General features: G+C 62.5%; 23 protein-coding genes. 20 read left to right on the top strand and 3 right to left on the bottom strand.

All coding sequences use genetic code 11. The features are described 5' to 3' along the window. Positions 1-92: 92 nt before the first annotated feature. From fabZ to ispD, 12 genes are all read left to right on the top strand, one after another. On the top strand, positions 93-533 hold the full coding sequence (gene fabZ / locus B2S33_RS14220) for a 3-hydroxyacyl-ACP dehydratase FabZ (protein WP_023534097.1): 441 nt from the start codon (positions 93-95) through the stop codon (positions 531-533). Next, on the top strand, positions 530-1,306 hold the full coding sequence (lpxA, locus tag B2S33_RS14215; protein WP_027913879.1) for an acyl-ACP--UDP-N-acetylglucosamine O-acyltransferase: 777 nt from the start codon (positions 530-532) through the stop codon (positions 1,304-1,306). The genes fabZ and lpxA overlap by 4 nt, the downstream gene beginning before the upstream one ends. Before the next feature lies 1 nt (position 1,307). Continuing rightward, positions 1,308-2,435, top strand: a complete 1,128-nt coding sequence (gene lpxB / locus B2S33_RS14210; RefSeq protein ID WP_027913880.1) for a lipid-A-disaccharide synthase — start codon at positions 1,308-1,310, stop codon at positions 2,433-2,435. A gap of 1 nt (position 2,436) precedes the next feature. After that, on the top strand, positions 2,437-3,060 hold the full coding sequence (gene rnhB / locus B2S33_RS14205) for a ribonuclease HII (RefSeq protein ID WP_280076612.1): 624 nt from the start codon (positions 2,437-2,439) through the stop codon (positions 3,058-3,060). A 175-nt stretch (positions 3,061-3,235) separates the two neighbouring features. Next, positions 3,236-6,760: a DNA polymerase III subunit alpha gene (gene dnaE, locus B2S33_RS14200; RefSeq protein WP_027913882.1), complete on the top strand. Its 3,525-nt coding sequence runs from the start codon at positions 3,236-3,238 to the stop codon at positions 6,758-6,760. Positions 6,761-6,866: 106 nt separating this feature from the next. Then, a complete protein-coding gene (locus B2S33_RS14195) occupies positions 6,867-7,814 on the top strand; it encodes an acetyl-CoA carboxylase carboxyltransferase subunit alpha (protein ID WP_027913883.1) in 948 nt (315 codons plus the stop codon). A gap of 87 nt (positions 7,815-7,901) precedes the next feature. Beyond that, a complete protein-coding gene (gene tilS, locus B2S33_RS14190) occupies positions 7,902-9,185 on the top strand; it encodes a tRNA lysidine(34) synthetase TilS (RefSeq protein WP_288650532.1) in 1,284 nt (427 codons plus the stop codon). 270 nt (positions 9,186-9,455) lie between these two features. After that, positions 9,456-11,084: a CTP synthase gene (locus B2S33_RS14185; protein ID WP_049695534.1), complete on the top strand. Its 1,629-nt coding sequence runs from the start codon at positions 9,456-9,458 to the stop codon at positions 11,082-11,084. 3 nt (positions 11,085-11,087) lie between these two features. After that, the gene (kdsA, locus tag B2S33_RS14180; RefSeq protein WP_110607010.1) at positions 11,088-11,933 is read left to right on the top strand and encodes a 3-deoxy-8-phosphooctulonate synthase; all 846 of its coding nucleotides are present in this window, start codon (positions 11,088-11,090) and stop codon (positions 11,931-11,933) included. A gap of 152 nt (positions 11,934-12,085) precedes the next feature. Further along, positions 12,086-13,375, top strand: a complete 1,290-nt coding sequence (gene eno / locus B2S33_RS14175) for a phosphopyruvate hydratase (RefSeq protein WP_023534096.1) — start codon at positions 12,086-12,088, stop codon at positions 13,373-13,375. A gap of 158 nt (positions 13,376-13,533) precedes the next feature. Next, positions 13,534-13,815 carry a cell division protein FtsB gene (gene ftsB, locus B2S33_RS14170; protein WP_023534037.1) on the top strand — a complete coding sequence of 94 codons (282 nt, stop codon included), beginning with the start codon at positions 13,534-13,536 and terminating at the stop codon, positions 13,813-13,815. Beyond that, positions 13,812-14,519: a 2-C-methyl-D-erythritol 4-phosphate cytidylyltransferase gene (gene ispD, locus B2S33_RS14165; RefSeq protein WP_104926478.1), complete on the top strand. Its 708-nt coding sequence runs from the start codon at positions 13,812-13,814 to the stop codon at positions 14,517-14,519. Before ftsB ends, ispD begins: the two co-directional genes overlap by 4 nt. Before the next feature lie 69 nt (positions 14,520-14,588). On the opposite strand, the gene B2S33_RS14160 is transcribed toward ispD, so the two are convergent. Next, complete coding sequence (locus B2S33_RS14160; RefSeq protein ID WP_288650529.1) at positions 14,589-15,482, bottom strand: LysR substrate-binding domain-containing protein; 894 nt, start codon at positions 15,480-15,482, stop codon at positions 14,589-14,591. 107 nt (positions 15,483-15,589) lie between these two features. Between B2S33_RS14160 and B2S33_RS14155 the strand changes: the two genes are divergently transcribed. The 8 genes from B2S33_RS14155 to rpoS all read left to right on the top strand — a co-directional run bounded on the left by B2S33_RS14155 (position 15,590) and on the right by rpoS (position 22,767). Further along, complete coding sequence (locus tag B2S33_RS14155) at positions 15,590-16,702, top strand: S-(hydroxymethyl)glutathione dehydrogenase/class III alcohol dehydrogenase (RefSeq protein ID WP_023534027.1); 1,113 nt, start codon at positions 15,590-15,592, stop codon at positions 16,700-16,702. 8 nt (positions 16,703-16,710) lie between these two features. Then, positions 16,711-17,565: an S-formylglutathione hydrolase gene (gene fghA, locus B2S33_RS14150; protein WP_028686879.1), complete on the top strand. Its 855-nt coding sequence runs from the start codon at positions 16,711-16,713 to the stop codon at positions 17,563-17,565. A gap of 96 nt (positions 17,566-17,661) precedes the next feature. Then, positions 17,662-18,135 (top strand): 2-C-methyl-D-erythritol 2,4-cyclodiphosphate synthase, encoded by a 474-nt coding sequence (ispF, locus tag B2S33_RS14145; protein WP_027913891.1) that lies wholly within the window; start codon positions 17,662-17,664, stop codon positions 18,133-18,135. Further along, positions 18,132-19,190 (top strand): tRNA pseudouridine(13) synthase TruD, encoded by a 1,059-nt coding sequence (truD, locus tag B2S33_RS14140; protein WP_028686878.1) that lies wholly within the window; start codon positions 18,132-18,134, stop codon positions 19,188-19,190. The genes ispF and truD overlap by 4 nt, the downstream gene beginning before the upstream one ends. Beyond that, the gene (surE, locus tag B2S33_RS14135) at positions 19,178-19,927 is read left to right on the top strand and encodes a 5'/3'-nucleotidase SurE (RefSeq protein WP_033694933.1); all 750 of its coding nucleotides are present in this window, start codon (positions 19,178-19,180) and stop codon (positions 19,925-19,927) included. Before truD ends, surE begins: the two co-directional genes overlap by 13 nt. Positions 19,928-19,962: 35 nt before the next feature. Then, positions 19,963-20,601: a protein-L-isoaspartate(D-aspartate) O-methyltransferase gene (locus B2S33_RS14130; protein ID WP_161780410.1), complete on the top strand. Its 639-nt coding sequence runs from the start codon at positions 19,963-19,965 to the stop codon at positions 20,599-20,601. A gap of 192 nt (positions 20,602-20,793) precedes the next feature. Continuing rightward, positions 20,794-21,651, top strand: coding sequence for a peptidoglycan DD-metalloendopeptidase family protein (locus tag B2S33_RS14125; RefSeq protein ID WP_027913895.1), 858 nt, complete (start codon positions 20,794-20,796; stop codon positions 21,649-21,651). 108 nt (positions 21,652-21,759) lie between these two features. Continuing rightward, positions 21,760-22,767, top strand: coding sequence for an RNA polymerase sigma factor RpoS (rpoS, locus tag B2S33_RS14120; protein ID WP_023534146.1), 1,008 nt, complete (start codon positions 21,760-21,762; stop codon positions 22,765-22,767). Positions 22,768-23,420: 653 nt separating this feature from the next. Here the strand turns inward: rpoS and fdxA are convergent. Further along, positions 23,421-23,744 (bottom strand): ferredoxin FdxA, encoded by a 324-nt coding sequence (gene fdxA, locus B2S33_RS14115; RefSeq protein WP_023534129.1) that lies wholly within the window; start codon positions 23,742-23,744, stop codon positions 23,421-23,423. Positions 23,745-23,883: 139 nt separating this feature from the next. Then, positions 23,884-26,457 (bottom strand): DNA mismatch repair protein MutS, encoded by a 2,574-nt coding sequence (gene mutS, locus B2S33_RS14110; protein WP_023534160.1) that lies wholly within the window; start codon positions 26,455-26,457, stop codon positions 23,884-23,886. Positions 26,458-26,515: the final 58 nt, after the last annotated feature.

Genomic DNA, 26,515 nt, shown 5'->3' with positions numbered 1-26,515 from the left:
GAACAGTCGCTAGCTGGCTCCTCTTTGGATTGCAAAAGGAGCGTGTGGTCAGCACCTGCGCTCCCTATTCTTATACAGGCTTCCCCCCCGAAATGATGGACATCAACGAGATTCGCGAATACCTGCCTCACCGTTACCCGTTCCTGCTAGTGGACCGCGTGACGGATCTGGATTACGAGGCCCAGAGCATTCGTGCCTACAAGAATGTCAGCATCAACGAGCCGTTCTTCAACGGTCACTTCCCGGCGCACCCCATCATGCCCGGCGTCCTGATCATCGAAGCCATGGCCCAGGCGGCCGGCATCCTCGGTTTCAAGATGCTCGATGCCAAGCCTGCCGACGGCACCTTGTACTACTTCGTAGGCTCCGACAAGCTGCGTTTCCGTCAGCCGGTGCTGCCGGGTGACCAGCTGGTGCTGGAAGCGAAGTTCCTGAGCCGCAAAAGCATGATCTGGAAGTTCGAATGCCGTGCCCTGGTCGACGGCAAGGCAGTATGCTCGGCCGAAATCACCTGTGCGGAACGCTCCCTATGAATTCGATTGATCCTCGGGCCATCATCGACCCTTCGGCCAAGCTGGCCGAAGGCGTCGAGGTGGGCCCTTGGTCGATCGTTGGCCCCGATGTCGAAATCGGGGAGGGCACCGTCATCGGCCCACACGTTGTGCTCAAGGGGCCGACCCGGATCGGCAAGCACAACCGTATCTTTCAGTTTTCCTCGATTGGCGAAGACACCCCGGACCTCAAGTACAAGGGTGAGCCCACCCGCCTGGTGATCGGCGATCACAACGTCATCCGTGAAGGCGTCACGATCCACCGCGGTACCGTGCAGGATCGCGCCGAAACCACCGTCGGCGACCATAACCTGATCATGGCCTATGCCCACATTGGCCATGACAGCGTGATCGGCAGCCACTGCATTCTGGTCAACAACACTGCGCTGGCGGGCCATGTGCATGTGGGCGACTGGGCGATCCTGTCCGGGTTCACCCTGGTGCACCAGTATTGCCACATCGGCGCCCATGCGTTTTCTGGCATGGGCACGGCCATCGGCAAGGACGTGCCCGCGTTCGTCACCGTTTTCGGCAGCCCCGCCGAAGCGCGCAGCATGAACTTCGAAGGCATGCGCCGCCGTGGTTTCAGCGACGAGGTCATCCATGTGCTGCGTCGCTGCTACAAGATCGTCTACCGCCAGGGCCTGACGGTGGAGGATGCATTGCGCGAACTCGAAGCGCCGGCGGCGCAGCATCCCGAGGTCGAGCTGTTCCGCCAGTCGATCGTGAGTTCGGCCCGCGGCATCACTCGCTGACATGGCCCAGCTCTGCGTAGCCCTGGTCGCCGGTGAAGCCAGCGGCGACATCCTCGGTTCCGGCTTGATGCGCGCCTTGAAGGCGCGCCATCCCGATGTGCGCTTCATCGGTGTCGGTGGCCCGCTCATGGAGGCCGAAGGCCTGCAATCCTACTTCCCCATGGAGCGCTTGGCCGTCATGGGGCTGGTCGAGGTGCTCGGTCGCCTGCGTGAATTGCTCAAGCGCCGCAAGCTGCTGGTCCAGACACTCATCGAGCAGAAGCCGGACGTGTTCATCGGTATCGATGCGCCCGACTTTACGCTGGAGATCGAACTCAAACTGCGCCAGGCGGGGATCAAGACCGTCCACTACGTCAGTCCTTCAGTGTGGGCATGGCGGCAAAAGCGCGTGTTGAAGATACGTCAGGGTTGCGACCTGATGCTGACATTGTTGCCGTTCGAGGCCCGCTTCTATGAAGAGCAGGGCGTGCCGGTGCGATTCGTCGGCCACCCGCTGGCCGATACCATTGCCCTGCAGGCGGATCGGCCCGCGGCGCGCGCCGCCCTGGGCCTGGGCGATGGCCCGGTGGTCGCCCTGATGCCAGGCAGCCGTGGGGGCGAAGTCGGGCGCCTGGGTGCGCTGTTCCTGGATGCAGCGCAACGTCTGCAGCAGCAGGTGCCGGGTGTGCGCTTCGTGCTGCCCTGTGCCAACGCCGCTCGCCGCGCGCAGCTCGAGCAAATGCTCGAGGGCCGCAATTTGCCGTTGGCCCTGCTCGATGGCCGCTCGCACGAGGCGCTTGCCGCGTGTGACGCCGTCCTGATCGCATCGGGTACGGCCACCCTGGAAGCGCTGCTGTTCAAGCGACCCATGGTAGTCGCCTACCGCCTGGCGCCGCTTACCTACTGGATACTCAAACGGCTGGTGAAAAGCCCCTACGTGTCCTTGCCCAACCTGCTGGCGCGCCGTGCACTGGTGCCCGAGTTGCTGCAAGACGCCGCGACCAGCGAAGCGCTGGTCGATGCGCTGCTGCCCTTGCTGCGCGACGGTAGCGGGCAAACCGACTCGTTCGACGAGATTCACCGCACGTTGCGCCGGGATGCCTCCAACCAGGCCGCCGACGCCGTGCTGGCCCTGCTGGAGAAACGCTGAGATGCAGTTCGGTCTGGATTTCAACCTGGTCGAAGACTTGGTCGCCGGCGTCGACGAAGTGGGCCGCGGCCCCCTGTGTGGCGACGTGGTGACGGCTGCCGTGATCCTTGACCCAGCACGCCCGATCCTGGGGCTGAACGACTCGAAGAAGCTGACCCAGGCACGCCGTGAGGCCTTGTTCGACGAAATCTGCGACAAGGCCCTGAGCTTTTTCATTGCCCGCGCCGAAGTCGAAGAAATCGATCGCCTCAATATCCTGCATGCCACCATGCTGGCCATGCAGCGCGCGGTGGAAGGCTTGCACATCACCCCGAACATGGCCTTGATCGACGGCAATCGCTGCCCGCAGCTGTCGGTGCCCTCGGCACCGGTCGTGCAGGGGGATGCCAAGGTGCCCGCCATCGCGGCGGCTTCGATCCTGGCCAAGGTAACGCGGGATCGCGAAATGGGCGCCTTCGAGCTGATCTACCCCGGGTACGGCATAGGCGCGCACAAAGGCTACCCGACGCCGGTCCACCTGGAGGCACTGGCACGGCTCGGGCCGACGCCCATTCATCGTCGATCGTTTGCGCCCGTGCGTGCCGCCTGGGGTGTGCGTGACGCTGTGACTGCCTCGCTGATCTGATACCCAACCCTGCCGTATCCAGGGGCTTGAGGCCCTGCGGGGCCGGGCTGGACCACGTTCTCAGGCATTTGCTCAGGCCGCCCTGCCGTCGCGCAGGGGCAACCGGCCCTCAAAACCCCTGCCCAATTGAGCTACAATCGCGCCCTTGTCGTTAAGCACTGCTACAGGATCATTCATGTCGGTTTCCTTCGTTCACCTGCGCGTCCACTCCGAATTCTCGCTGGTCGACGGTCTGGTCCGGATCAAACCGCTGGCCAAGGCGCTGGCCGGGATGAACATGCCTGCGGTGGCGATCACCGACCAGAGCAACATGTGCTCGCTGGTCAAGTTCTACAAGGCGGCCATGGGGGCGGGCATCAAGCCGATCTGTGGTGCGGACCTGTGGTTGGCCGGTGAAGATGCGCAGGCGCCGCTGTCGCGTATCTGCTTCCTGGCCATGAACCCTCTGGGCTACCGCAACCTGACCGAGTTGCTTTCCCGGGGCTGGACCGAGGGCCAGCGCAATGGCCTGGTCATCATCCAGCGTGACTGGATTGCCGCGGCCAGCGAAGGCCTGATCGCGCTTTCGGCGGGCAAGGAAGGCGACATCGGCATGGCGTTGCTGGGGGGGCGTAGTGAGGAGGCGCAAGCGCTGCTCGAGGACTGGATGGCCATGTTCCCCGAGCGCTTTTATGTCGAAGTCCAGCGCACCAGTCGCCCCAGGGACGAAGAGTATGTGCATGCCGCCGTGGCCCTGGCCGATCGGCTGGGTGCGCCGTTGGTGGCCACCAACGATGTGCGTTTCATCAAACAGACCGATTTCGACGCCCACGAAACCCGTGTATGCATCGGTGAAGGCTGGACGCTGGACGATCCGCGTCGCCCGCGCCTGTACAGCGACCAGCAATACCTGAAATCGGCCGAGGAAATGGCCGAGCTGTTCAGCGACCTGCCGGACGCCCTGGCCAACACCGTCGAAATCGCCAAGCGCTGCAATATCCAGGTGCAACTGGGCAAGTACTTCCTGCCTGACTTCCCCACGCCCAATGGCATGGGGATCGACGATTACCTGCGGCACGTGTCCCACGAAGGGCTGGAAGAGCGCCTGGCGGTGCTGTGGCCTAAAGAGACCACGCCCGACTACGAGCAAAAGCGCCAGGTCTACCTCGATCGCCTGAAGTTCGAGCTGGATATCATCATCCAGATGGGCTTCCCCGGTTACTTCCTGATCGTGATGGACTTCATCAAGTGGGCCAAGAACAACGGCGTACCGGTGGGACCTGGCCGAGGCTCGGGTGCAGGCTCGCTGGTGGCCTACGTGCTCAAGATCACCGACCTCGACCCGCTGGCCTACGACCTGCTGTTCGAGCGCTTCCTGAACCCTGAGCGGGTGTCCATGCCCGACTTCGACGTCGACTTCTGCATGGACGGCCGGGACCGGGTCATCGACTACGTGGCAGAGGCCTACGGGCGTAATGCCGTGAGCCAGATCATTACCTTTGGCACCATGGCGGCCAAGGCCGTGGTGCGCGACGTGGCACGCGTGCAAGGCAAGTCCTATGGCCTGGCCGATCGTCTGTCGAAGATGATTCCGTTCGAAGTGGGCATGACCCTGGAGAAGGCCTACGAGCAGGAAGAAATCCTGCGCGACTTCCTCAAGGGTGACGAAGACGCTCGTGAGATCTGGGACATGGCCCTGAAGCTTGAAGGCGTCACGCGCGGTACCGGCAAGCACGCCGGTGGCGTGGTCATTGCGCCGACCAAGCTTACTGATTTCTCGCCCATCGCCTGCGACGAAGAAGGCGGTGGCCTGATCACCCAGTTCGACAAGGACGACGTGGAGGCGGCGGGCCTTGTGAAGTTCGACTTCCTGGGCCTGCGCACCCTGACCATCATCAAGTGGGCGATGGAGATCATCAACCGTGAGCAGGCCAAGAAAGACCTGCCCGACCTGAACATCGACTTCATCCCGCTCGATGACCGCAAGACCTACGAGCTGTTGCAGAAGGCCGAAACCACAGCGGTGTTCCAGCTCGAATCGCGCGGCATGAAAGAGCTGATCAAGAAGCTCAAGCCCGACTGCCTTGAAGACCTCATCGCCTTGGTGGCACTGTTCCGCCCCGGCCCGCTGCAGTCGGGCATGGTGGACGACTTCATCAACCGCAAGCACGGACGTGCCGAGCTGGCCTACCCGCATCCGGACTATCAGTATGACGGCCTGCAGCCGGTGCTGGCGCCAACCTACGGCATCATCCTGTATCAGGAGCAGGTGATGCAGATCGCCCAGGTGATGGCGGGGTACACCTTGGGTGGCGCCGACATGCTGCGTCGGGCGATGGGCAAGAAGAAGCCCGAGGAAATGGCCAAGCAGCGCGGCGGTTTCATTGAAGGCTGTGCCAATAATGGAATCGATGGGGATCTTGCGGGCAACATCTTCGACCTGGTAGAGAAGTTCGCAGGTTACGGCTTCAACAAGTCTCACTCGGCCGCCTATGGCCTGGTGTCCTACCAGACAGCCTGGCTCAAGACCCACCACCCGGCCCCGTTCATGGCCGCGGTGTTGTCGGCGGACATGCACAACACCGACAAGGTGGTGGTGCTGGTCGAGGAAGTGCGCACCATGAAGTTGCGTCTGGACGCGCCAGATGTGAACTTCTCGGACTTCAAGTTCACCGTCAACGACGATGGCCGCATTGTGTATGGCCTTGGCGCCATCAAGGGCGTGGGTGAGGGGCCTGTGGAGGCGATCGTCGAGGCCCGTGCCGAGGGCGGCCCGTTCAAGGACCTGTATGACTTTTGCGAGCGCATCGACCTCAAGCGCGTCAACAAGCGCACCCTCGATGCGCTGGTACGCAGTGGCGCGCTGGACCGGCTCGGCCCGCATTTTCATGACGAGATCAAGGCTTACCATGCCCACATCGACATCAACCGGGCCATCCTGCTGGCGGCACTGGGCGATGCCATCAAGGCGGCCGAGCAGACGGCCCGCACGGCCGACAGCGGTCACATCGACCTGTTCGGCGGCATGTTCGACGAGCCGGACGCCGACGTGTATGCCAGTTATCGCAAAGCGCGACCACTGACGCTCAAGGAGCGGCTCAAGGGCGAGAAGGACACGCTGGGGCTTTACCTCACCGGTCACCCGATCGATGAATACGAGGCTGAAATCCGCCGCTTCGCGCGCCAGCGCATCATCGACCTCAAGCCCTCGCGCGAAACCCAGACCATCGCCGGCATGATCATCGCCCTGCGGGTCATGAAGAACAAAAAGGGCGACAAGATGGGGTTCGTCACCCTGGACGACAGGTCTGGCCGCATCGAGGCCTCGCTGTTTGCCGATGCCTATATCACGGCCCAGTCACTGCTGCAGAACGATGCGATGGTGGTGGTCGAAGGGGAGGTCAGCAACGACGATTTCTCAGGCGGCCTGCGGCTGCGGGTCAAGCAGGTGATGACCTTGGAGGATGCCCGTACCAAGCTGGCCGAGAGCCTGCGCCTGAAGGTCGCCCACGAGGCGCTCAAGGGCGATCGCCTCAAGTGGCTGGGTGAGTTGATCACCCGTCACCGCGGCGCCTGCCCGATCACGCTGGAATACACCGGCAGCGATGCCAAGGCCATGCTGCAATTTGGCGACCAGTGGGCCATCGACCCCGCAGACGGGCTGATTCAGACCCTGCGTGACCAGTTCGGACGTGAGAACGTCTTTTTGCAATACCGTTGAGCCGCTCAACATTTAATCTCGACCTGAAGGCGCCTGATCCCTTAAGGTATGGCGCCAAACGGATCAACCGGCCGGCCGCCTGGCCGTAGACCCAAGACGGATGACTATGAACCCGAACTTTCTCGATTTCGAACAGCCGATTGCCGACCTGCAAGCCAAGATCGAAGGCCTGCGCCTGGTAGGCAACGACAATTCGCTGAACATCAGCGATGAAATTGCCCGTCTGCAAGACAAGAGCAATACCCTGACCGAAAGCATCTTCGGCAACCTGACCAGCTGGCAGATCGCTCGCCTGGCACGTCACCCGCGTCGTCCCTATACCCTGGACTACCTGCAGCACATCTTCACCGAATTCGAAGAACTGCACGGCGATCGCCACTTCTCCGACGATGCTGCCATCGTTGGCGGTACCGCACGCCTGGACGGCAAGCCGGTCATGGTCATCGGGCACCAGAAGGGCCGCGAAGTGCGGGAGAAGGTTCGCCGTAACTTCGGCATGCCGCGCCCTGAGGGCTACCGCAAGGCGTGCCGTCTGATGGAAATGGCCGAGCGTTTCCGCATGCCGATTCTGACCTTCATCGACACGCCGGGTGCCTATCCAGGTATCGACGCCGAAGAGCGTAACCAGAGCGAGGCCATCGCCTGGAACCTGCGCGTGATGGCGCGCCTGAAGACGCCAATCATCGCTACGGTGATCGGTGAAGGCGGGTCGGGCGGCGCGCTGGCCATCGGCGTGTGCGACCAGCTGAACATGCTGCAGTACTCCACCTACTCGGTCATCTCGCCCGAAGGCTGCGCTTCGATCCTGTGGAAGACGGCCGACAAGGCTGCCGATGCCGCCGAGGCCATGGGCATCACGGCTGAGCGCCTCAAGAGCCTGGACATCGTCGACAAGGTTATCCCGGAGCCACTGGGTGGCGCTCACCGTGACCCTGCCGCCATGTCCGAAAGCATCCGCGCCGAGCTGGTGCAGCAGCTGGACATGCTCAGCGGGTTGGACCACGACGCACTGCTGGCTCGCCGTTACGATCGTCTGATGAGCTACGGCGTCTGATCGCCTTCGGGGCCGTCTGTCGGCCCCTCGGGTGAGCCTGGAACCCAGGCTCACCCGCATCCGTCACTCAGGTTGATGGAAGCCTTGATGATTGATCCCGCCCCCTGGCTTTGCGCCCGCACCTGGTACGTCGCCCTCTCTGGCGGCCTGGACTCCACCGTTCTGCTGCACTGGCTCGCCACCTACGCCCGCAGCCATCGTGCACCGCCGCTGCGCGCGATTCACATCCAGCATGGCCTGCAACCGATCGCGCAGGCGTGGCCTGCCCATTGCCAACGCGTCTGCGATGACCTGGGCATCGAGCTGCAGGTCATCGAGGTCGACGTCGCCCCGGGCCCGAGCCTGGAGCAGGCTGCCCGCCATGCCCGTTACGCCGCCTTCGAGCGGGTATTGGCGGCAGATGACATGCTGTTCACTGGCCAGCACCGCGACGACCAGGCTGAAACGCTGCTGTTTCGCCTGCTGCGGGGCGCGGGGTTGCGCGGCCTGGCGGCGATGCCGAGGGAGCGGGCGCTGGGGCAGGGCAGGCTGGTCAGGCCTTTGCTCGGTTGCTCCCGGCGACAGTTGCAACACTATGCACAGGCGCACGCGTTGGGCTGGGTCGAGGACCCTTCGAATGCCGACACCCGGTTTGCCCGCAACTATCTGCGCAGGGAGGTTCTGCCGTCCCTTCGGCAGCGCTGGCCGCACGCCGGGCAGAGCCTGGCCCGTGCCGCCGACCACCTGGGCGAAGCCCTGAGCCTGCTGGACGAGCTGGCCGAGAGCGACCTGGCGCCGGTACGCCAAAATGCCCCTGCTGTTTGGCCTGGACTCGATTCGCTGGACCTGGCCGGCCTGCTCGCGCTTTCACCTGCACGCCAACGCAATGCGTTGCAGTATTGGCTCAGCCACCGAACCCGCTTGCCCGACACGCGCCACTGGGCCGGCTGGGCGGACCTGCGCGACGCCGCTGGCGATGCCTGCCCTGTGTGGCAACTGAGCGATGGCCAACTGGTGCGCAGCCAAGGGCGCATCTGGTGGCTGAGCGGCGACTGGTTGCAAACGCCGCGTCAGGCCATGGCTTGGGAAAACGCCGATGAGCCGTTGGCTTTGCCGGGCAACGGCAGTGTGCGACTTGTTGGCGCAGGCTCGCTGACGGGCCTGCGTATCGGCTACCGTCAGGGCGGGGAGTGGCTGGACATCCCAGGACGCGGGCGGCGTGATCTCAAGCGCTTGCTCAATGAGCTGCAAGTGCCGCATTTTTTGCGCATGCGCCTGCCTCTGCTCTACCAAGGCGAGCGGTTGCTGGCGGTGGCCAACCTGCCCAGTCTGGCCCAGGGCGATTACCACCTGCACTGGCAGTTGCCGACGCGCGCGCAAGGTTTGAGCTAGTGGGTACATTCGGGTAGACTACCCTCCCTTCTTGATACAGCTTCTGTGGGTTCCGCGAAAACACAGGAGTTGCCGATTACCAAGCAGTTTTTTGCTGGGCTGATTCTTAGAAATGACGAGCGAGCGCCCTGCCAGGGTTACCCCTGGTCTGTACACACGCGGCAGTTTTTCGAGATGCACTGTGATTGACGCAGGTGATCGGGGGCGTTTGCCCTCCTTCGCTATCTCCGGCGGCGCTGGCCGCTTTAACGCAGACTTCTAGGGTTTTTCATGACGCGCTACATATTCGTCACGGGCGGTGTTGTTTCTTCATTGGGGAAAGGCATTGCCTCGGCTTCCCTGGCGGCCATCCTGGAGGCGCGGGGCCTGAAGGTCACCATGCTCAAGCTGGATCCGTACATCAACGTCGACCCAGGCACCATGAGCCCGTTCCAGCACGGTGAAGTATTCGTCACCCAGGATGGCGCCGAGACCGACCTGGACCTGGGCCACTACGAGCGGTTCATCCGCACCACCATGACCCAGAACAACAACTTCACCACCGGCCGCGTCTACGAGCACGTGCTGCGCAAGGAACGCCGTGGTGACTACCTGGGCGCGACCATCCAGGTCATCCCGCACATCACCGATGAAATCAAGCGCCGCATCATCAAGGGTGCAGGCGATGCCGACGTGGCCCTGGTCGAGATCGGCGGCACCGTGGGCGACATCGAGTCCCAGCCGTTCCTCGAAGCCATTCGCCAACTGCGCGTGGAAGTGGGTTCCAAGCGCGCGATGCTGATGCACCTGACGCTGGTGCCTTACATCGCCACCGCCGGTGAAACCAAGACCAAGCCGACCCAGCACTCGGTCAAGGAGCTGCGCTCCATCGGCCTGCAGCCTGACGTGCTGATCTGCCGCTCCGACCACCCTGTCGATGCATCGTCGCGCCGCAAGATCGCGTTGTTCACCAACGTTGAAGAGCGCGCGGTGATTTCGCTGGAAGACGTCGACACCATCTACAAGATTCCAGGTGTCTTGCACGCCCAGGGTCTGGACGACTTCGTCGTCGAGCGTTTCGGCCTGCAGTGCAGCAGTGCCGACCTGTCCGAGTGGGACAAGGTGGTCGACGCCAAGCTCAACCCGGAGCATGAAGTCACCATCGCCATGGTCGGCAAGTACATGGAGCTGCTCGATGCGTACAAGTCGCTGATCGAAGCGATGAGCCACGCGGGCATCACCAACCGCACCAAGGTCAACCTGCGCTACATCGATTCCGAAGACATCGAGAACCAGGGCACCAGCCTGCTCCAGGGCGCCGATGCCATCCTGGTACCCGGTGGTTTCGGCCTGCGCGGTGTCGAAGGCAAGATCACGGCGGTGCAATACGCCCGTGAGAACAAGGTGCCGTACCTGGGTATCTGCCTGGGCATGCAAGTGGCGGTCATCGAGTTCGCCCGTAACGTGATGGGCTGGAGCGACGCCAACTCCACCGAGTTCGATCGCGACAGCGGCCACCCGGTCGTCGGCCTGATCACCGAGTGGGCCGATGCCACCGGCGCGGTCGAAACCCGTAGCGAGGCGTCGGACCTGGGCGGCACCATGCGCCTGGGCGCCCAGGACTGCCAGCTGGCTGCCGGTTCCAACGTGCATGCATGCTATGGCAAGGACATCATCACCGAGCGTCACCGTCACCGCTACGAGGTGAACAACAACCTGCTGCCGCAGCTGGTGGACGCAGGCCTGGTGGTTTCCGGTCGTTCCGAAGACGGTGCCCTGGTCGAGGTGGTGGAGTCCAAGGACCACCCGTGGTTCGTCGCCTGCCAGTTCCACCCGGAGTTCACCTCCACCCCACGCGATGGCCACCCGCTGTTCAGTGGCTTCGTCAAGGCAGCGCTCGCCCAGAAGAACAAGGCCTGACCCATGCCCCAGAAGATCATCCGCGTCGGTCACATCGATATCGCCAACGACAAGCCATTCGTCCTGTTCGGTGGCATGAACGTTCTGGAGTCCCGCGACCTGGCCATGAAGGTGTGCGAAGAATACGTGCGGGTTACCGAAAAGCTCGGTATCCCGTATGTGTTCAAGGCCAGCTTCGACAAGGCCAATCGGTCCTCGGTCACTTCCTACCGCGGCCCTGGCCTGGAAGAGGGCCTGAAGATCTTCGAGGAGATCAAGCGCACCTTCAACGTGCCGGTGATCACCGATGTGCACGAGCCTTACCAGGCCGAGCCGGTGGCCAAGGTCTGCGACATCATCCAGTTGCCGGCTTTCCTGTCGCGCCAGACCGACCTGGTGGTGGCGATGGCCAAGACCGGCGCGGTGATCAATATCAAGAAGGCGCAGTTCCTCGCACCCCAGGAGATGAAACATATCCTGACCAAGTGCGAGGAAGCCGGTAATGACCAATTGATCCTGTGCGAGCGTGGTTCGAGCTTCGGTTACAACAACCTGGTCGTGGACATGCTCGGCTTCGGTGTCATGAAGCAGTTCGAGTACCCGGTGTTCTTCGACGTGACCCATGCCCTGCAGATGCCGGGTGGTCGTGCCGACTCCGCAGGCGGGCGCCGCGCTCAGGTGACCGACCTGGCCAAGGCCGGCATGAGCCAGGGGCTGGCAGGGTTGTTCCTCGAAGCTCACCCCGATCCGGACAACGCCAAGTGCGACGGCCCGTGTGCCTTGCGCCTGGACAAGCTGGAGCCGTTCCTGGCTCAGCTCAAGCAACTGGATGACCTGGTGAAAAGTTTTCCGACGGTAGAAACCGCGTAAAGCACTTTTCTCGGGTAAAGTACCGTCCGATTCACCCCTGACCACTCGGTCAGGGGCTCCCTTCGCCGGGCCTGCCTCTGCATCCTCGTCCGGTGAACGGCAAGAATTTTCTAAGCTGCGTTGTTTTCGTCAATTCTGGAGTGCTTACAACAATGGCAAAAATCGTCGACATCAAAGGTCGTGAAGTTCTCGATTCACGTGGCAACCCCACCGTGGAAGCCGATGTACTGCTCGACAACGGCATCATCGGCAGCGCCTGCGCGCCGTCCGGTGCTTCCACCGGCTCGCGCGAAGCGCTGGAGCTGCGTGATGGCGACAAGAGCCGTTACTTGGGCAAGGGTGTGCTGAAGGCTGTCGCCAACATCAATGGCCCAATCCGCGACCTGCTGCTGGGCAAGGACCCTTCCGACCAGAAGGCCCTGGACCACGCCATGATCGAGCTGGACGGTACCGAGAACAAGGCCAAGCTGGGCGCCAACGCCATCCTGGCCGTGTCCCTGGCGGCTGCCAAAGCGGCAGCCCAGGATCAGGACCTGCCCCTGTACGCCCACATTGCCAACCTCAACGGCACTCCAGGCCAGTACTCGATGCCGGTACCGATGATGAACATCATCAACGGTGGCGAGCATGCCGACAACAACGTCGATATCCAGGAGTTCATGGTTCAGCCAGTGGGCGCCAAGACCTTCTCCGACGGCCTGCGCATGGGGACCGAGATCTTCCATCACCTCAAGGCCGTGCTCAAGGCCCGTGGCCTGAACACCGCCGTCGGTGACGAAGGCGGTTTCGCCCCTAACCTGGCCTCCAACGAAGACGCCCTTGGCGCCATCGCCGAAGCCGTCGAGAAAGCCGGCTACAAACTGGGCACCGACGTGACCCTGGCCCTGGACTGCGCCGCCTCTGAGTTTTATGAGAACGGCAAGTACAACCTGTCCGGCGAAGGCAAGTCGTTCGACGCCGAAGGCTTTGCCGACTATCTCAAAGGCCTGACCGAGCGCTTCCCGATCATTTCGATCGAAGATGGCCTGGACGAGTCCGATTGGGCTGGCTGGAAGATCCTCACTGACAAGATCGGCGAGAAGGTGCAACTGGTCGGTGACGACCTGTTCGTGACCAATACCAAGATCCTCAAGGAAGGCATCGAGAAGGGCATCGGTAACTCGATTCTGATCAAGTTCAACCAGATCGGCTCGCTGACCGAGACCCTGGAAGCCATCCAGATGGCCAAGGCTGCCGGTTACACCGCCGTGATCTCCCACCGCTCGGGTGAAACCGAAGACTCCACCATCGCCGACCTGGCTGTGGGTACTGCGGCCGGTCAGATCAAGACGGGTTCGCTGTGCCGCTCCGACCGCGTGTCGAAGTACAACCAATTGCTGCGCATCGAAGAGCAACTGGGTGCCAAGGCGGTTTACCGTGGCCGTACCGAGTTTCGCGGCTAAGCAAGAGATGGTAAAAAGACAGCAGCCGGAGCTGTAGGAACGTTCGTACCGTAACTTCCTACGTTCCATCGGGTTTCTGTTTGAGAAGCCTGGCCTCGGCCAGGCTTCGTGCTATCTGAGATCCTGAACCAACAGGGTCTTTCAACCTGGATATCTTGATGCGCAGTCCTTATTGGTTGTTCCTGGTCCTGCTTCTGCTGCTGGGCGGCCTGCAATACCGTTTGTGGGTAGGCAATGGCAGCCTGGCGCAGGTGGCCGAGCTCAAGCAGCAGATTGACGAGCAGCATGCCGAGAACGAGCGGCTGCTGGAGCGTAACCGTGTGCTCGACGCCGAAGTACTGGAGTTGAAAAAAGGCATGGAAACCGTCGAAGAACGTGCCCGCCACGAGCTTGGCATGGTCAAGGAAGGCGAAACCCTCTTTCAGTTGCCACAGAAATGAGTGAGCGCTTGCCGGCCTTCTGGGCCGTGATCCCTGCGGCGGGAGTGGGCGCCCGCATGGCTGCCGATCGCCCCAAGCAATACCTGGCGTTGGCGGGGCAGACCATCATCGAGCACAGCCTGGCGTGTTTTCTCGATCACCCCGCCCTCAAGGGGGTCGTGGTCAGCATCGCTGAACATGACCCTTACTGGCCCGGCCTTGGGTGCGCCAGCGACCCGCGCATCCGCCGGGCTGCCGGGGGGCGCGAGCGTGCTGACTCGGTACTCAATGCCTTGCTGCTGTTGCACGCTCAGGGCGCGCAAGATGATGACTGGGTGTTGGTGCACGATGCGGCGCGGCCCAACCTGGCACGCAGTGACCTGGACAAGCTGCTGGCCGAATTGGCAGATGATCCGGTGGGCGGCCTGTTGGCGGTACCTGCTCGCGATACGCTCAAAAAATCCGACGGCCATGGGCGCGTCAGCGCCACGGTTGACCGCAGCACCATCTGGCAAGCCTATACGCCGCAGATGTTCCGTTTAGGGGCGCTGCATCGGGCGCTGGCCGAGTGTCTGGTCTCGGATGTGGTGGTGACCGATGAGGCGTCGGCCATCGAATGGTCCGGTCAGTCGCCACGGCTGATCGAAGGCCGCAGTGACAACCTCAAGGTTACGCGCCCCGAAGACCTGGAGTGGCTGCGCCAACGCTGGAATGGGCGGCGTTGACAGGGCCCCGTTCAACTCCCCGGTGATTGAGTCAGGCTCCCAGCACCCGCCATTCTGAATGAGCGCCGGTCATGCCCGGTACTCAGGCAGACCTGCCAAGCCCTCTTTCAGATAGTCCACCAGGCGCCGCACTTTGGGCGACAAATGCCGCTGTTGCGGGTACAAGGCCCATACCGCCGTATTGGGCGGTTGGTGGACTTGCAGCAGCGGGACCAATGCGCCGCTGTGCAGGTGTTCGAGCACGTAGTAATCCGGCAGTTGGCATAAACCGATGCCCTGGAGCGCCGCATCCAGCACCGCCTGGCCGCTGTTGCACCGCCAGTTGCCCTGAACACGCTGGCTGATTTCACGCCCCTCCATTTGCAATGCCCATACATCCGAGCTGCCTATCAGGCAGTTGTGCCTGGCCAGTTCCGACAGGCTGTGGGGCCTGCCATAGCGCGCCAGGTAGCCCGGCGAGGCGCACACGTACATGCGCCGGGGCGCAAGGCGCGTCGCGATCAGGCGCGAGTCGGCCAGGCGACCGAGGCGGATGGCCAGGTCCATGCCTTCGTGCAGCAGGTCCAGGGTCTGGTTGCTCAGTTCGACGTCCACCCTCAACTGCGGGTACAACGCCATGAAACGGGTCACCAGCGGCACGATGAAGCGCTCGCCGTAGGCCACGGCGCACGTCATGCGCAGCAGCCCCTTGGGCTCGCTGGCCAGGTCGCCCATTGCCCGCAGCGCTTCCTCACGCCCATCCTGCAGGCGCTGGCAGTGCTGCAGGAACGTCTGACCGGCCTCGCTGAGCGTAACCCTTCGCGTGCTGCGGTACAGCAAACGTGTCTGCACGCGTTCTTCCAGGCGCGCTATCTGCCGGCTCACATGGGACGAGGATACGCCCAGCCGTTCAGCCGCCGCCGTAAACTGCCCCAATTCGGCCACCGCCACGAACTCATCGATGCCCTCCCAGCGGTTGCTCATGATTATCCCTGCACAGCAATAATGTTTTGTCTTTCACCCGATTATTCAGCAATTGCGGGTGAATTACACTGTCTGCCGATTTCATTGACCTGTCTGGAGCCCCTGCGATGATCAAGTCCCGCGCTGCCGTAGCATTCGAAGCCAAGAAACCCTTGGAAATCGTTGAAGTCGATGTGGCCATGCCCAAGGCTGGCGAGGTATTGCTGCGCGTGGTCGCCAGCGGCGTGTGCCACACCGATGCCTATACCTTGTCCGGTGCTGACCCCGAAGGCATCTTCCCGTCCATCCTGGGCCACGAAGGCGGTGCCATCGTCGAAGCCGTGGGCGAGGGCGTGACCTCGGTGGCGGTGGGTGATCATGTGATTCCGCTGTACACGCCCGAGTGTGGCAAGTGCAAATTCTGCCTGTCTGGCAAGACCAACCTGTGCCAGGCCATCCGTGCCACCCAGGGCAAGGGTCTGATGCCCGACGGCACCACGCGCTTCTCCTACAAGGGTCAGCAGCTGTTCCACTACATGGGCACCTCGACGTTCTCCGAATACACCGTATTGCCGGAAATCTCGGTGGCCAAGATCCAGAAAGAAGCGCCGCTGGAGAAGGTCTGCCTGCTGGGTTGCGGCGTGACCACGGGTATTGGCGCCGTGCTGAACACCGCCAAGGTGCAGCCGGGTGATACCGTCGCCGTCTTCGGCCTGGGCGGCATCGGCCTGTCGGCCATCATTGGTGCAGTCAAGGCCAAGGCTTCGCGCATCATCGCCATCGACATCAACCCGGCCAAGTTCGAAATCGCTCGCCAGCTGGGCGCTACCGATTGCATCAACCCCAAGGAGTACGATCGCCCCATCCAGGAAGTGATCGTCGACCTTACCGACGGCGGCGTGGACTTCTCCTTCGAGTGCATCGGCAACGTGCAACTGATGCGTGCGGCCCTGGAGTGCTGCCACAAGGGCTGGGGCGAGTCGGTCATCATCGGTGTCGCTGGCGCCGGTCAGGAAATCGCCACCCGGCCATTCCAACTGGTCACCGGACGCGTCTGGCGCGGTTCGGCGTTCGGCGGCGTGCGTGGCCGCAGCGAACTGCCTAGCTACGTGGAAATGTCCGAGAAGGGCGAGATTCCGCTGGATACCTTCATCACCCACACCATGGGCCTGGAGGACATCAACAAGGCCTTCGACCTGATGCACGAAGGCAAGAGCATTCGCAGCGTCATCCACTTCTGAGGCTTGCCATGACCCTGGACAATATTTCCTGCCAGAAGAGCTTCGGCGGCTGGCACAAGCGTTACCGCCACACCTCCAAGGTGCTGGGTTGCGACATGGTCTTCGCCGTCTACCTGCCACCCCAGGCCGAGCAGGGCGAAAAGCTGCCGGTCCTGTACTGGCTCAGCGGGTTGACCTGCAACGACGAGAACTTCATGCAGAAAGCCGGCGCCCAGCGCCTGGCCGCAGAGCTGGGGCTGATCATCGTGGCGCCCGATACCAGCCCTCGCGGCGAGCAGGTACCCGGTGATCCCGACGGTGCCTGGGACTTTGGCCTGGGTGCTGGCTTCTACCTAAATGCCACGCAGCAACCCTGGGCTCAGCACTACCGCATGCACGATTACGTGGTGCAGGAGCTGCCAGCCCTGATCGAGGCGCATTTCCCGGCCTCCGGCGAGCGCAGCATCAGTGGGCATTCCATGGGCGGGCACGGCGCCCTGGTCTGCGCATTGCGCAACCCAGGCCGCTATCGCTCGGTGTCGGCGTTTTCGCCGATCTGCAACCCGATGGATTGCCCTTGGGGCGAAAAGGCCTTCAGCCGCTACCTGGGTGAAGAGCGCACGCGCTGGCGTGAGTGGGATGCCAGCGTGTTGCTGGCCGAAACCCCGTCGGGGCAGTGCCCTGCGTTGCTGGTGGACCAGGGCGATCGCGACGACTTCCTCGAAAAGCAGCTCAAGCCCGAAGCCCTGGAGCAGGCTGCGCGCAAAGGCGGTCATGAGCTGACCCTGCGCCTGCAACCGGGCTACGATCACAGCTACTACTTCATCGCCAGCTTCATCGAGGAACACCTGCGCCATCACGCGGTGGCTTTGGGCCGGGTGTAGCCGCAGGGCAGCCAGCCGGCGACGTTGGCCGGCTCTGCACCTTGGCGTTGCAAATGCAGGTAGAATCACGCCCTGACTCATTCAGGGCGTTTTCTTATGCGTATTGGCCACGGCTACGATGTGCACCGGTTTTGCGACGGTGATTTCATTACCCTGGGCGGGGTGCGTATCCCCCACAAGTACGGCCTGCTGGCCCATTCCGATGGTGACGTGCTGCTGCATGCCCTGAGCGACGCATTGCTCGGCGCCGCCGCGCTGGGTGATATCGGCAAGCACTTCCCCGACACCGACCCGCAGTTCAAGGGCGCCGACAGCCGCGTGCTGCTGCGTCATGTGCTGGATGTCGTTCGGGCCAAGGGCTGGCAAGTCGGCAACGTCGACGCCACCATCATTGCCCAGGCGCCGAAGATGGCACCCCACATCGAGGTCATGCGCCAGCGCATCGCCGACGACCTCAAAGTGGGCCTGGACCAGGTCAACGTCAAGGCCACCACCACCGAAAAGCTCGGCTTCGCCGGGCGCGAGGAGGGGATCGCCGTGCATGCGGTTGCCCTGTTGCTGCCAGCATGACCGAATTGGATCTGTTGGGCCCACAGGCATCGGGGCAAGCGCTCGGTACGGCTGTGCTCAAGGCCGTTGCCGAAGATTTTCAGGTCGACGAAGTGCTTGATATCCCGCTGTCTGGCCAGGGCGAGCACCTGTGGCTATGGGTGGAAAAGCGTGAGCTCAATACCGAGGAAGCGGCCCGCCGGCTTGCAAGGGCCGCGGGGGTGCCTGCGCGCGCGATCAGCTACGCCGGGCTCAAGGACCGCCAGGCCTTGACCCGCCAGTGGTTCAGCCTGCATTTGCCGGGCAAGGCCGACCCCGACCTGTCGCGGGCCGAGGATGCCAATCTGCGCGTCCTCAAGCAGATGCGCCACCAGCGCAAGTTGCAGCGCGGCGCGCATTCGTCCAATGGCTTCACGCTGCGCCTGACCCAGCTGGCAGCCGATCATCAGGCAGTCGACGCGCGCCTGGCCCAGCTCAAAGCGAACGGCGTGCCCAATTACTTCGGTACCCAGCGCTTCGGGCATGCCGGCGGCAATGTGCATGACGCCCTGGCCTGGGCCGAGCGCCAGGCCTTGCCTGAGCAACGTAACGTTCGCTCGCGCCTGCTTTCAGCCGGTCGCAGCTACCTGTTCAACCAGGTCCTGGCCGCACGGGTAGCCGATGGCAGCTGGGCCAGTGCGCAAGTGGGCGATCTGCTGGCATTCACCGACAGCCGCAGCTTTTTTCCGGCTGCTGAAGCTGAATGCGCTGATCCTCGCCTGGCCGTTCTCGACCTGCACCCTACAGGCCCCCTGTGGGGCGAGGGCGATTCGCCAGCCAGCGGTCGAACCCGGGCATTGGAAAATTCGGTCGGTGCTGCCCAGCCCGCGCTGTGCCAGTGGTTGGCAAAGGCGGGCATGGATCACGAACGGCGTATTCTGCGGCTCCCTATTGCTGGCCTTACGTGGCATTATCCCGAGCCTGATATCCTGCAACTGGAATTCGTCCTTCCGGCCGGATGCTTCGCCACCGTCGTGGTGCGCGAGGTGGTGGATCTGGTGTCGGCAGGGCAGACGGACAGCCCATGCGTATTCTGATTTCGAACGACGACGGTGTGACTGCACCAGGCATCGCCGCGCTGCACGCTGCGCTTGCCGATTACGCGCAGTGCGCGGTCATTGCACCTGACCAAGACAAGAGCGGCGCCGGCAGCTCGCTGACGTTGGACCGGCCGCTGCATCCGCAGACGCTGGCCAACGGCTTCATCAGCCTCAATGGCACGCCGACCGACTGCGTGCACCTGGGGCTCAACGGGCTGTTGCCGTATACGCCAGACATGGTCGTGTCGGGCATCAACCTGGGGGCCAACCTGGGCGATGACGTGCTGTACTCGGGCACCGTGGCCGCTGCGCTGGAGGGTCGTTTCCTGGGCGGTACGTCGCTGGCGTTCTCACTGCTTTCGCGCCAACCGGACAACCTTCCCGCCGCGGCTCATATCGCCCGTCGCCTGGTCGAGGCACAGTCGCGCCTGACGCTGCCGCCGCGCACCGTGCTCAATGTCAACATACCCAACCTGCCGCTTGAGCGCATTCGTGGCATCCAGCTGACGCGACTCGGCCATCGGGCGCGGGCCGCGGCACCCACCAAAGTGGTCAACCCGCGTGGTAAGGAAGGTTACTGGATCGCAGTCGCCGGCGATGCAGAGGACGGCGGACCGGGCACTGACTTCCATGCCGTGATGCAAGGCTACGTTTCCATCACCCCGTTGCAGCTCGACCGCACCTTCAACGACGCTTTCGAGCAGCTCGATGGCTGGCTGGAGGGCTTGCTTTGATGCGTGAGGACGATATGTTGCGTCGGGGCATCGGCATGACGTCCCAGCGCACCCGCGAGCGTCTGATCCAGCGGCTGTGCGAGGAGGGCGTGTCCAGCCCCCAGGTGCTCGATGTGATTCGCCGCACGCCACGCCATCTGTTCGTGGACGAGGCACTGGCCCATCGCGCCTATGAAGATACCGCGCTGCCCATCGGCCACAACCAGACCATCTCGCAACCGTTCATGGTGGCGCACATGAGCGAATTGCTGCTCGAGGCGGGTCCGCTGGATAAAGTCCTGGAGATCGGCACCGGTTCTGGCTACCAGACCGCCGTGCTGGCGCAACTGGTCGAGCGGGTGTTCTCGGTCGAGCGCATCAAGGTCTTGCAGGACCGCGCCAAGGAACGCCTGGTGGAGCTGAACCTGCGCAACGTGGTGTTTCGTTGGGGCGATGGGTGTGAGGGGTGGCCGGCACTGGCCCCCTACAATGGCATCATCGTGACCGCCGTTGCTTCGGAAGTGCCCCAGGCGCTGCTCGACCAACTGGCGCCGGGCGGGCGGATGGTGATTCCAGTGGGTTCACCCGGTGAAGTGCAGCAGCTGATGCTCATCGTCCGAGAAGAGCATGGGTTTTCACGCCGTGTGCTTGGGGCGGTACGCTTCGTGCCTCTGCTCAATGGGCCGGTAACCTGATTCATCTGGGCATCGACGGGCTATTTTTGCACCTGCGTCGAATTCTTGCAGGATCGACCTGTCTATCTGGCGGTGCACGCACGTTGCGCAAGTGTGTTGCAGCCGCCTGCCAAGACTGGCGAGCTTCGTTATAATTGCAACAATATTGCATTCATGTCTTGAAACGTTTTCGGCACCATGAGGGGAGCGCGGGTGGGTCACACAGTCTTTCGGCAGCGCAAGGACAGCTCGGGTCTCAGGCTCCTGGTGCTGGTACTGGCCATGGGCACACTGTTGGTGGGGTGCTCGAGCTCCGGCAGCAACAGTGCGCGTGTCGTCGACCGCAACAGCAGCGCGCCCAAACGGCCTACCGTGACCTCCGGTCAGTATGTGGTCAAGCCAGGCGATACGCTGTTCTCCATCGCGTTTCGCTATGGCTGGGACTACAAGGAGTTGGCGGCCCGCAACGGTATCGCCCCGCCGTATACCATTCGCCCTGGCCAGCCGATTCGCTTCAGTAGCGGGGCCTCGGGCAGCACCACCGTAGTGGCCAGCCCGTCCTCGTCCAGCCGAACCACGGTCACCCGCCGTCCTGTAGGTGCCACGGCCTCTACTCCTGCCACGACCACCAAGACCGTCACCACATCCAGCTCGGCGAGCACGCCGGTAGTCGCTACCGTGCCTGCCGCCGAACGTGCGGCCGGTGGCTGGACCTGGCCGGCGAATGGGGTTTTGATCGGCAAATTTGCTTCAAACGGTAGTTTGAATAAAGGCATTGATATCGCCGGTGATTTGGGACAGCCTGTTTTTGCTGCGGCCAGTGGATCAGTGGTGTACGCCGGGAGTGGTTTGAGGGGCTACGGCGAGCTGATCATCATCAAGCACAGCGATACCTATGTCAGTGCCTACGGCCACAACCGCAGGCTCTTGGTACGGGAGGGGCAGCAGGTCAAGGCAGGGCAGTCGATTGCTGAAATGGGGTCTACAGGCACAGATCGGGTGAAGTTGCATTTCGAAATTCGCCGTCAGGGCAAACCCGTCGATCCGCTCCAGTTCCTGCCACGCCGTTGATTGTTGTTTCCGGTCTGTTCCGCTGACATGGAGGGGACAGGCTCCAGCGCTGCCAAGGAGAAAGGCGCCGCTTGAGTCTGAGTTCGAACTCAGCAAAGGACTATAACAATGGCTCTCAGCAAAGAAGCGCCGGAGTTTGACATCGACGATGACGTCCTCCTCATGGAGACGGGCATCGTTTTGGAAACGGATGTGGTGTCAGACGAACCTGCTGTACCTTCGGTTCGGACCAGGGCCAAATCAGGCTCTTCACTTAAACAACACAAGTACATCGATTACAGCCGCGCCCTCGATGCGACTCAGTTGTACCTCAACGAGATTGGCTTTTCGCCTCTGCTTTCGCCGGAAGAAGAAGTGCATTTTGCGCGCTTGTCGCAAAAGGGCGACCCTGCCGGCCGCAAGCGCATGATCGAAAGCAATCTGCGCCTGGTGGTGAAAATCGCTCGCCGCTACGTGAACCGGGGGTTGTCATTGCTCGATCTGATCGAGGAGGGCAACCTTGGGCTGATTCGCGCAGTGGAGAAGTTCGATCCTGAGCGGGGCTTCCGTTTCTCGACCTATGCCACCTGGTGGATTCGGCAGACCATCGAGCGGGCGATCATGAACCAGACCCGCACCATTCGCCTCCCCATTCATGTGGTCAAGGAACTCAACGTTTACTTGCGCGCGGCGCGCGAACTGACCCAGAAGCTGGATCACGAGCCTTCGCCCGAAGAGATCGCCGCCTTGCTGGAGAAGCCGGTTGCCGAGGTCAAGCGCATGCTGGGTCTCAACGAGCGGGTGTCCTCCGTGGACGTGTCTCTGGGCCCTGACTCGGACAAGACGCTGCTCGACACCCTGACGGATGATCGCCCCACTGACCCGTTCGAGTTGCTGCAGGACGATGACCTGTCGCAGAGCATCGATCAGTGGCTCGGTGAGCTGACCGACAAGCAACGTGAAGTGGTGGTGCGTCGGTTCGGCTTGCGTGGACACGAAAGCAGTACGTTGGAGGACGTCGGTCTGGAAATCGGCCTGACCCGCGAGCGGGTGCGGCAGATACAGGTCGAGGGGCTCAAGCGCCTGCGTGAGATTCTGGAAAAGAACGGCTTATCCAGCGAATCGCTTTTTCGTTAGTCCCTGGTCTTACGCTGCGTACAGAAACGCCCCGATAAAAAGGGGCGTTTTTGCGTTTGGGGTTTGGGGAGCCGTGCTGTCGATCCGTTCTCTGCGGTGAGCGGTGCTCGGCCCGGTTTGCAGATTCACAGGCGTACTCAGCGATGTGCTCACCCTGACAGTTCGGCCTGTAAGCCTTTGCTTACTCGTTGCGTAAGCCTTTGAAGGGTGTGGCGGTAAATCATTGTCGTTTTCAAAAGCAACCTTTTCTTAAGTCATTGAAAAAGCTGAAGTATTTAGATGTGTGAAAGTTTGTAGGTCGCAACATTCTGTGAGGAGGACGCGTTGCACATCCTGCTCAGATCGCTAGTATTCGAACTGTGCACACGGACACGCACAGGCACTCAGGAAGAGCGCCAAGGACATCGCAAGAAGCGATTTCATCAGGACGATGTACAGGACAAGCAGGGACTACGGAAAAAAATGTGGGCGGGTCAAACCGCCCCTTTTTTTGCCTTTTTTTCAGGATCTGAGCTTTTCGATTCCAGCGCCAGACTGCATGACGCTTGTGAACAGCTCTGCCAGAACCCGCGTGGCGGCGGCCACGTCTGCATGCAGGTTTTTCGCGCTAAACAAAAAGGCCCTTGCGGGCCTTTTCGTTTTTTCATGCGACGTTAACGCTGTAAGTCGGCAATCTTGCCTGGCTTGCCGTCCCACTCCTCAGCATCAGGAAGGGCATCCTTGCGCTCGGTGATGTTGGGCCAGATTTCAGCCAGTTCGGCGTTCAACTCGATGAAGTTCTCCATGCCCGATGGCACTTCGTCTTCCGAGAAAATGGCTTGTGCCGGGCACTCTGGTTCGCACAGTGCACAGTCGATGCACTCATCCGGGTGGATGACCAGGAAGTTCGGGCCTTCGTAGAAGCAGTCCACCGGACAGACTTCCACGCAGTCGGTGTATTTGCATTTGATGCAGTTGTCGGTGACGACGAAGGTCATTTCTAGTTCTCTCCTCAGGCGACGGCGGCGGCCCTTCCTCTCGGGCCGCGCGGTTTGCGGGTTTTGGCTGCAGGCCAGGCTAATAACCGTGCAGTACCAGCAAACCGCGGCGGATTCTACCAGCTTGTCATGGCTGCCGTTATAACAGGTTCTTTAGTTGATATAGCATTTCGATAGCTTGGCGCGGTGTCATGTCATCAAGCTGCAGCTTGCCCAGTTTCTCGATGGCTGGGTGAGGCAGGCTGGCGAACAGGTCGCTCTGGTGCGGCACTTGTGGTGCATCCTGCGCTTTCGTGACCTGAGTCGAGTCGTGCGGCAGGCTGGTGGTTTCCAGGCGTGACAGGTGCTCACGGGCGCGCTGGATGACCACCGCCGGTACACCTGCCAGTTGCGCAACCGCCAGGCCATAGCTCTGGCTCGCAGGCCCTGGCAGCACGTGGTGCAGGAACACGATACGGTCGTTGTGCTCCGTTGCATTGAGGTGCACGTTAGCCACCAGCGGCTCACTGTCGGGCAACACGGTCAGTTCGAAATAGTGGGTAGCGAACAAGGTGTAGGCCCGCAGGCGCGCCAGGCGTTCGGCTGCTGCCCAGGCCAGCGACAGGCCATCGAAGGTACTGGTGCCGCGGCCTACTTCGTCCATCAGCACCAGGCTGCGGTCGGTTGCGTTGTGCAGGATATTGGCGGTTTCGCTCATTTCCACCATGAAGGTGGAGCGCCCGCCTGCCAGGTCGTCGCTCGAGCCAATGCGGGTGAAGATGCGGTCGACCACCGACAGCTCGCAGCGCGCTGCTGGAACGAAGCTGCCGATGTGCGCCATCAGCACGATCAGTGCGGTCTGGCGCATGTACGTGGACTTACCACCCATGTTCGGCCCGGTGATGATCAGCATCCGGGTACTGTCGTCCAGGCCCAGGTCGTTGGCCACGAACGGCGTGGTGAGCACCTGCTCGACCACCGGGTGACGCCCCTGCTCGATGCGCAGGCACGGCTCGTCGACGAAGCGTGGGCAGTTCAGGTCCAGGTTCAGGGCACGCTCTGCCAGGTTGCTGAGCACGTCCAGTTCGGCCAGGGCGGCGGCACTGTCCTGCAGTGGCGCCAAGTGGCTGATCAGGGTCTCGAGCAGCGCGTCGTAGAGCATCTTTTCCCGGGCCAGGGCGCGGCTCTTGGCCGACAGCGCCTTGTCCTCGAATGCCTTGAGTTCCGGCGTGATGAAACGCTCGGCGCCCTTGAGGGTCTGCCGGCGGATGTAGTCGACCGGCGCCTGCTCGGCCTGCTTGGAAGGCAGCTCGATGAAATAGCCATGCACACGGTTGTAGCCGACCTTGAGGTTGGCAAGGCCGGTGCGCGCCTTCTCACGCGCCTCGAGGTCGATCAGGAACTGCCCGGCGTTCTCGCTGATGGCCAGTAGCTCGTCGAGCTCGCTGTCGTAGCCGGTCTTGAGCACGCCTCCATCACGGATCACGGCAGGCGGGTTGTCGACCACCGCACGCTCCAGCAGGCTGGCCAGCTCCGGGTAGGTGCCGGTGATCGCGGCCAGGCGTGCCAGGTGCGGCGCCTCGAGTTCGGTCATTGCATTCTGCAGCTCGGGCAGGGCGCCCAGTGCGTCCCGCAACCGCGCCAGGTCGCGTGGGCGGGCGTTGCGCAAGCCGATACGGGCCAGGATGCGCTCGATATCGCCGATTTCCTTGAGCTGGGGTTGCAGCTTTTCGAACCGGTAGCTGTCGAGCAGGCAGCGGATCGAATCCTGGCGGGCCTGTATGACCTTGAGGTCGCGCAGCGGACGGTTCAGCCAGCGGCTCAGCAGGCGGCTGGCCATGGCCGTCTGGCAGCGATCGACGACCGATTGCAGGGTATTGTCACGCCCACCTGCCAGGTTGACGTCCAGCTCCAGGTTGCGACGGCTGGCCCCGTCGAGGATGACGGTGTCGTCCAGGCGCTCGTGACGCAGGCTGCGCAAGTGCGGCAGGGCCGTGCGCTGGGTTTCCTTGGCATAGGCCAGCAGGCAGCCGGCGGCGCCGATGGCCAGGGTCAGCTTGTCACAGCCAAAGCCCTTGAGGTCCTTGGTGGCAAATTGTTGGCAGAGCGCTTTGCGCGCCGAGTCGCGGTCAAAGTCCCAGGGCGCTCGGCGACGCGCACCGGGGCGTTTCTCGGCAGGCAGGTCGCGTGGCCAGTCATCCGGGATGAGCAGCTCGACCGGGTTGAGGCGGTCCAGTTCAGCCAGCAGGGTTTCCCAGCCTTTGATCTCCTGGACGCCGAAGTGACCGCTGGTGATGTCGAGCACGGCCAGGCCAAACAGGCGCTCGTCGCCCAGCAGTGCTGCGATCAGGTTGTCACGGCGCTCATCGAGCAGCGCTTCGTCGCTGACGGTACCTGGCGTGATGATGCGCACGACCTGGCGCTCGACCGGCCCCTTGCTGGTGGCCGGGTCGCCGATCTGCTCGCAGATGACCACCGATTCGCCCAGCTTGACCAGCTTGGCCAGGTAACCCTCGAGGGAATGAAACGGCACCCCGCACATGGGAATGGACTGGCCGGCGGACTGACCGCGCGCGGTCAGGGTGATGTCCAGCAGGCTGGCGGCCTTTTTCGCATCTTCATAGAAGATCTCGTAGAAGTCGCCCATGCGATAGAACATCAGCTGGTCCGGATGCTGGTTTTTCAGCTTCCAGTACTGCTGCATCATTGGGGTATGTGCGGAGAGATCGGACATGGTCGGCCTTACAGCGGGTGGTCTGGTTGGCAAGGGTAAACCGGCAATGGTACAGGCT

It is taken from the genome of Pseudomonas sp. UBA5568 (assembly GCF_002425525.1).
Classification (GTDB): Bacteria; Pseudomonadota; Gammaproteobacteria; order Pseudomonadales; family Pseudomonadaceae; genus Aquipseudomonas; species Aquipseudomonas fulva.
The sequence above is the reverse complement of the archived record's forward strand: the minus strand, read 5'-3'. Positions and strand labels throughout refer to the sequence as shown.